The organism is Serratia sp. DD3, from assembly GCF_000496755.2.
This window is the reverse complement of record NZ_AYKS02000001.1, coordinates 1-7,668: the sequence shown is the minus strand read 5'-3', so window position 1 is coordinate 7,668 and position 7,668 is coordinate 1. Positions and strand designations below refer to the sequence as shown.

At 51.6% G+C, this 7,668-nt stretch carries 5 protein-coding genes; 3 read left to right on the top strand and 2 right to left on the bottom strand.

Annotation, left to right across the window (positions count from 1 at the left end; genetic code table 11):
* Positions 1–484: 484 nt before the first annotated feature.
* On the bottom strand, positions 485–1,489 hold the full coding sequence (locus tag IO95_RS00025) for an IS110 family transposase (protein ID WP_037383137.1): 1,005 nt from the start codon (positions 1,487–1,489) through the stop codon (positions 485–487).
* Positions 1,490–1,577: 88 nt separating this feature from the next.
* Between IO95_RS00025 and istA the strand changes: the two genes are divergently transcribed.
* From istA to ltrA, 3 genes are all read left to right on the top strand, one after another.
* A complete protein-coding gene (gene istA / locus IO95_RS00020; protein WP_037383134.1) occupies positions 1,578–3,113 on the top strand; it encodes an IS21 family transposase in 1,536 nt (511 codons plus the stop codon).
* Between the two features lie 23 nt (positions 3,114–3,136).
* Complete coding sequence (gene istB / locus IO95_RS00015) at positions 3,137–3,892, top strand: IS21-like element helper ATPase IstB (protein ID WP_037383129.1); 756 nt, start codon at positions 3,137–3,139, stop codon at positions 3,890–3,892.
* Positions 3,893–4,226: 334 nt separating this feature from the next.
* Positions 4,227–5,615, top strand: coding sequence for a group II intron reverse transcriptase/maturase (gene ltrA / locus IO95_RS00010; RefSeq protein ID WP_023492904.1), 1,389 nt, complete (start codon positions 4,227–4,229; stop codon positions 5,613–5,615).
* A gap of 190 nt (positions 5,616–5,805) precedes the next feature.
* Here the strand turns inward: ltrA and yihA are convergent, their stop codons facing one another.
* Positions 5,806–6,453, bottom strand: a complete 648-nt coding sequence (yihA, locus tag IO95_RS00005) for a ribosome biogenesis GTP-binding protein YihA/YsxC (RefSeq protein ID WP_023492840.1) — start codon at positions 6,451–6,453, stop codon at positions 5,806–5,808.
* Between the last annotated feature and the right edge of the window lie 1,215 nt (positions 6,454–7,668).

Here is a 7,668-nt window from a genome sequence, read left to right as displayed (position 1 = left end):
TGCAAAATGGCGTCTGAATCGATCACAGTTTGGCATTCGAATCGATCATGATTTGGCATGCATCTCCGATCGCGATTTGGCATCACAATCGATCACGGTTTGGCACGCATCTCCGATCATGGTTTGGCATCCTGCCGATCACTCCGGGAATTAACTCTTTCTTACACGGTCTCCATGGCTGATTTTTACGCCAATGGAGACATCGATGTCTAAAAATCTATGGTCACCCCCGTTTTTGCAACACAGATTTTGATTTATGATGGGCTTGCGTAAATCTATTCGGCGTCTAGTGAGTATTCATGCTCGCGCCACGATGAGTTTCGCGCCTGCCGAACCTTAAAAGAGAGTCGGCTTCATAGAGCCACTTTTTAGATCAGGTTCATCAGCAGGCCGATATGCCGTTCATGTCATCAATTATCTGTCTTCGCAAAACCAGAAAGTAACGTGTTAACTCACTGAGCTGAAGAGTTTTTCGTTGGCTCTTTTATTTGCTGAACGCCGCCTGATGTGCCGTAACCGCCCAGGCTATACGTGCCAGTTTGTTTGCCAGCGCGCACGCCACCACGTTAGAGTGATGGCTGGCAAGCTGCTTTTTAACCCACTCTGCCAGACGCCCTGGGTTGTTCTCCAGCCGCAGCATAAACACGCGTGCACACTGCACCAGCAGCCGTCGCAGATTCTTATCACCTCGCTTGCTGATGCCCATCAGTGTCGTTTTTCCACCTGTACTGTACTGGCGGGGAACCAGCCCGGTTGACGCCGCAAAGTCACGGCTGCTGGCATAGTTTTTCCCGTCACCCAGTCGTGCGGCTAACAGGCTTGCTGTTACCGGCCCGACGCCGGGAATGGTCAGCAGTCGCTGTGCGGTTTCATCCTCCGCAAGGTGGGTTTTCAGTTCCATATCGATTTCATCAATTTCCCCGCAAAGGTAAATATACTGGCTGTGGAGCCTGTTCAGAACCCTTACCAGGTAAGGCGGGAAGTCATTTTCTTCCAGCACGGCGGCCAGACGCCGAATTACGGCAATACCGCGCGGCATGCTGATGCCAAACTCCAGCAAAAATGCGTGCATCTGATTGGTGGTTTTAACGCGTTGGCGTATCAGTGAATCTCTGACCCGATGCAGTGCAGACATTGCCTGCTGGTCTTCAGTTCTGGGTGAAACAAAGCGCATTGAGGGGCGGGAAGCCGCCTCGCAGATAGCCTCAGCATCGACAAAATCGTTTTTGTTGCTCTTAACGAAAGGGCGGACGAACTGTGGAGAAATCAGCTTTGCCTCATGACCTAAATCAGCAATCCGACGCGCCATAAAATGGGCTCCCGCACAGGCTTCCATCACAACAGTCGCTGATTGGCAACTGGCTAAAAACTCCATCAGTCTGGTTCGGGTAAACTTTTTGCGCAGAAGGGCATTACCCATTTCGTCCTGACAGTGTACGTGGAAGGAGTGTTTACCGAGATCGATACCAATAAGCGTAACGTTTTTCATGTTGGTTTCCTCTGAAATAAAACACCCAGCCAGCGTACCGCACACAAGGAGGGGGTGACCATCTCATTAGAGAAAAGCCAGGAGTTCTATGGAAACCTGTTTTAAGATCCTTCAGCTCAAGTTCGATCAGAAGCTGACCAACCGTTGCATCGGGCTGACGATGAAAATCAGTTCATCAACGGTTTTTGAGGTCCTTGCTCGCTTTAAAGCCACGTCTCTGCCATGGCCTCTCCCCGCAGCGATGTCCCATGATGTCCTTGAAAAACGCCTTTTCCCGGTAAAAAGCACGCCGCTGTCAGGGCGGGTGACGCCGGATCTGCTTCACTTCGACACTGAGATGAGAAAGCCCGGCGTGACGCGGCAACTGCTGTGGATGGAGTACAAGGCTCAGGCCGGGGAGCTGGCGATGGGATACTCCCACTTCTGCCGTTGCTACCGTGAGTGGAAAAAAACACGGCGTCTCTCAATGCGCCAGGAGCACCGTGCCGGGGAAAAGCTCTTTATCGACTTCTGCGGTCCGACGATCCCCATCATCAACCCGGATACCGGGGAGGTTCGCCGAGTGGCCATCTTCGTGGCGGTGATGGGGGCCTCTAACTACACCTACGTCGAGGCCTGTGAAGGTCAGGATATGATGTCCTGGTTGAACGCCAACAGCCGCTGCCTGACCTTCCTGGGTGGCGTACCGAAGTTGCTGATCCCCGATAACCTCAAAAGTGCGGTGAAAAAGGCAGATCGCTATGAACCGGTCATCAATGACAGTTATCAGGCGTTGGCGGAGCACTACGGCACCGTCATCATCCCGGCTCGTCCCTATAAACCGAAAGATAAATCCAAAGCGGAAAACGGTGTCCTTATCGTGGAAAGATGGCTGCTTGCCCGGATCCGCAACGAAACCTTCCACACGCTCAGGGCGCTGAATACCCGCCTTCGTGAGCTGCTGACGGACCTGAATAACCGCCCGATGAAAGGGTACGGCAACCAGAGCCGCGCAGAGCGCTTCCGCGTGCTGGATGCCCCGGCGCTCTCGCCGCTGCCTCTGGCACTGTATGAATACACCGAGTACAAAGCGGTGAAAGTCGGCCCAGACTACCACGTTGAGTATGCCCGCCACTGGTACTCGGTCCCGCATGAGCTGGTTGGTGAACGCCTGTCGCTGAAAGCGGGTCAGTCGGTGGTTCAGATCTGGCACAAGGGACAGTGCGTGGCACAGCATCCGTGTAGCCCGCATGAATATAAACACACCACCAATCCGTTACACATGCCGGCTCAGCACCGGGGACATGGGACCTGGACACCAGAGAGTCTGGTCGAGATGGGAAGCCGCATCGGCCCGTTCACCGGCAAGGTGGTTGACGCCATGCTGAAAGCGAAAACTCACCCGGAGCTGGCCTACCGTGCGGTACTTGGTCTGACCGCGCTGCAGAAAAAATACGGAAAAGAGAGGCTGGAAAAAGCTTGCTACATCGCCTGGCATTATAACGCACCAGACAGACGGTTCATCGACAACCTGCTGCGCCACCATCGCGAGAACCAGGAAATACCGTGTTCCGACCGTAATGAACAGCGCTCACTACTCTCGCCGGAACATGAAAACCTGCGCGGTCCGGGCTACTACCACTAACTGATGAACCGAGGAACACCGTCATGAGCGATAACCTGCTAAATAAACTGACCCAGTTGAAGCTGCCGGCAATGGCCGGGAGCCTGATACGCCAGCGTGAAACCCCACAAACTTACGATGAGCTATCGTTCGAGGAGCGACTGGCCCTGCTGGTCGATGACGAGCTGCTGAACAGAGAAAATAGTCGTGTCGCGCGTCTGAGAAAAAGCGCCAACCTGAAGTACCAGGCAGCCCCGGAGGGGCTGCATTACCCGGTATCACGAGGGCTGAGAAGCGAACAGATGCGGGAACTGCTGAATGGTCATTACATCACCCACAAGAAAAGCCTGCTGATAACCGGCCCGACGGGGTGCGGAAAAAGCTGGATAGCCAACGCGCTAGGTGAGCAGGCATGCCGGCAGAAACACAGCGTCCAGTACTGGCGTATCGGTCGGTTACTGGAAATGCTGGCGCAGGGCCGAGTTGACGGCAGCTGGCTGAAACACCTGAAACAGCTGCAAAAAACGCAGGTGCTTATCCTGGACGATCTGGGTCTGGAGCCACTGACCAACGCGCAATGTAACGATCTGCTGGAAATAGTGGAAGACCGGTACGGGCAAAGCAGCACCCTGGTGGTGAGCCAGTTCCCGGTGGATAAGTGGCACGGGCTGATGGAGAACCCAACCACAGCAGATGCCATCCTGGACAGACTGGTGCATAACGCCCACAGGCTGGTCCTGAAGGGTGAATCGATGAGGAAAAGCAAAACGGCAGTGGAAAGTGAGGAAAAAAGAGGTTAAAAAGCAGTAGAAAAAGTTAAAGCATCCCGGGTGATCGAATGGATGCGAAACACTGATCGAACTTCGATGCCAATCCGTGATCGAACAGAGCGGAATACGCAATATATCGTCAAAGCCCGATACTCGTACGGAACGCTGTTACGTAAAGCCGACAGGTATAAGCAGGAAGGTCGCGCTAATTACCCCGGGAGATCTGTTGCTCTGCCATGGAGCTACCAACATTGTGAGGTGTTGGGAGGGGGCAACAGAAGTCAGCCGAGGCCGTAGTAGTGATGCAAACCCGGCGTCATGAAGGGCTGAACATTGATAACCGTGATTAGGACACCTTATCTCGATGTACGTTAATGACGCACAAATGCGGAAAACCGCAGCCCGAACAGAAGGAAGCGAGCAGGACTCGCAGGGGTCTGCTACGGGTGCCGAAACGGGCACGGCGAAAGGTGAGCAAACGAAAGCGGAAGTGCCGCTGACGATGGAAGCGGTGATAACCCGAAACAACGTGATGCTGGCCTATCAGCGAGTCTTGGAGAACAAAGGCGCGGCAGGGGTAGATAACCTGAGCGTGGGCGAACTTAAAGACTGGCTGAAACAACATTGGGCAAGCGTCAAGACGGCATTATTGCAAGGGAACTATCTCCCGCAGGCGATACGCAAAGTGGAGATCCCCAAGCCGGATGGCGGGGTACGACTACTCGGCATCCCGACGGTGGTAGACAGACTGATCCAACAAGCAATCCAACAACACCTTACGCCTCATTATGAGCCAGAGTTTTCAGAGTCCAGTTATGGTTTTCGCCCGAGCCGCAATGCGTGGCAGGCAGTGCAACAGGCACAAGCCTACATCCAGAGTGGCCGCAGGTGGGTGGTTGATCTGGACCTGGAAAAGTTCTTTGATCGGGTGAACCACGACATTTTAATGTCGCGGTTAAGCCGTAAAATCAAAGACGACAGGTTGCTCAAACTGATCAGGCGGTATCTGGAAGCAGACATGATCATGGGCGGTGAGACAACGAAACGACGAGAAGGTATGCCGCAAGGCAGTCCGCTTTCACCGTTGTTATCGAACATCTTACTGACGGATCTTGACCGCGAATTGGAACGGCGAGGCCACAGGTTCTGCCGTTATGCAGACGACTGTAATATTTATGTTGGCAGTCGAGAAGCAGGCGACCACGCGATGAGTGAGATAAGCGCCTATCTGGAAGATAAGCTCCAGTTAAAGGTTAACCCCCACAAAAGTGCGGTAGACAGGCCGTGGAAACGCAAATTCCTAGGATACAGTGTAACAGCCCATAAAGTGACAAGGCTGAAGATCGCAGAGAGCAGCGTAAGGCGATTTAAGGGCAAAATCCGCAGTCTGACGACGGGAAATGGCTCGCAATCGCTGAAGACGGTGCTGAGGGAACTGAACCCGGTGCTACGAGGTTGGACAAGCTACTTCCGTTTAACCGAAGTTAAAGGTTGCCTGGAAGAGTTGGATAGCTGGATACGGAGAAAATTGCGGTGCCTGATATGGCGGAACAAGAAAAGGCCGTATGCCCGAGCGAGAATGTTGATGAGAAATGGACTACTGGAGAAAAGAGCCTGGTTATCGGCGACGAACCAACGCGGTCCGTGGTGGAACGCAGGGGCAAGTCACATGAACCAAGCCTTCCGGAAGAAGTGGTTCACAGATGCGGGATTATTCTCATTACTGGATTTACAGCGGCAGTTCCCGTGTTAACAATGAACCGCCGTATACGGAACCGTACGTACGGTGGTGTGAGAGGACGGCGGGAGCGATCCCGCCTCCTACTCGATTGTTTTTTGACGTGTGGTTGTCGGAAGTGTAATTGGATAACCAAATAACGTAGTGCGTAGATCTGTGTGCCTAGATTGATAACTAGTGTCTATGCATTGTTTTTACTATGTGATTATTCCCCAGCAATATCTTCCTCGGGTAACACTTCAGGGGGGATAGTATTAAACCAGGTATTCAACTTTTGACTCAGTTTGTCGACGCCGATTTTTTTCAGGGAGGAGAAAACTTCTACTTGGATATCCCCCATTAACGGTAATACCGCTTCGCGTACCATATTCAGTTGCGCTTTACGCGCGCCAGAGGCTAGCTTGTCCGCTTTGGTCAGTAATATCAGTACCGGGGTGCCAACATCGATAGCCCATTGAATCATTTGTTGATCCAAGTCTTTCAGTGGATGGCGAATATCCATCAGCACCACCAAGCCTTTCAGGCAGTTACGCATCTGCAGGTATTCACCTAGTGCGCGTTGCCATTTGCGCTTCATCTCTTCCGGTACTTCCGCATAACCATAGCCTGGTAGGTCTACCAAGCGGATACCTTCTTCAACCTCGAACAGATTAATGAGTTGGGTTCGGCCCGGGGTTTTACTGGTACGTGCCAGGCTTTTTTGATTGGTCAGGGTATTAAGTGCGCTGGATTTACCCGCATTGGAACGACCAGCGAATGCAACTTCAATACCTTCATCAGCGGGAAGGTGGCGAATATCGGGTGCACTGGTGACGAAATGGGTCACATGATAATTGTAATTCTTGCTGGTCAAAATTTTTCGTCTCCGTGAGGATAGATGGCTATCTGGTGGGTGATTATAACTGTATCGGCGATAAAAAGGGGGGATCATTCAAGCAACCTTGCCAGGTCTCTTTATTTGCTTGCATCAACTTCGGTATAAAACGGTATCGGTTGTGTAAGACATTTGCCATTAGAAGAGGCGGCAATATCGCTTTATCTGATGGTGATTTTTTATTTTTTTGTTAAAAAACAATATATTGTATTTATTATGGAAAAAATATCACTGTAAGCCAATGGTAGGTGGCTTGAGCGTAATCCATAAAAGCGTAAAGTAGCTTTCATCGCAGGACGCGAAGGAAACAGGAACATCCAGGAAGGGTGATAAATCTCAGGGAGTGCACAAGGTGTGCAATGAGTGACAGGATGATGTTAGAGGGAGTTTTGTACTAAGGGGATAGGGATAATCCAGTAACGGCAATCAGGATGCCCGCAGGAAGCGCACTTAGGACGAGTGGTTGTAAACGGATTTTGTCATGGATGATTAGTTCTTCAGGATGAAGAACATGGTTGCAGGGAGTTGAGATTGTTTGTACCAGAGGTATGAATAAGCATAGGGATGACTCAGTAACGGCAATCAGGATGCCCGCAGGAAGCACACTTAGGATGAGTGGTTGTAAACGGATTTCGTCATGGATGATTAGTTCTTCAGGATGCCCGCAGGAAGCGCACTCAGGATGAGTGGTTGTAAACGGATTTTGTCATGGACGTTATTTCTTCAGGATGAAGAACATTGTCGCAAGGAGTGCGATTGTTTGTACTAGGGGTATGAATAAGCATAGGGATAACCCAGTAACGGCAATCAGGATGCCCGCAGGAAGCGCACTCAGGATGAGTGGTTGTAAACGGATTTCGTCATGGATGATTAGTTCTTCAGGATGCCCGCAGGAAGCGCACTCAGGATGAGTGGTTGTAAACGGATTTCGTCATGGATGATTAGTTCTTCAGGATGCCCGCAGGAAGCGCACTCAGGATGAGTGGTTGTAAACGGATTTCGTCATGGATGATTAGTTCTTCAGGATGCCCGCAGGAAGCGCACTTAGGACGAGTGGTTGTAAACGGATTTTGTCATGGACGTTATTTCTTCAGGATGAAGAACATTGTCGCAAGGAGTGCGATTGTTTGTACTAGGGGTATGAATAAGCATAGGGATAACCCAGTAACGGCAATCAGGATGCCCGCAGGAAGC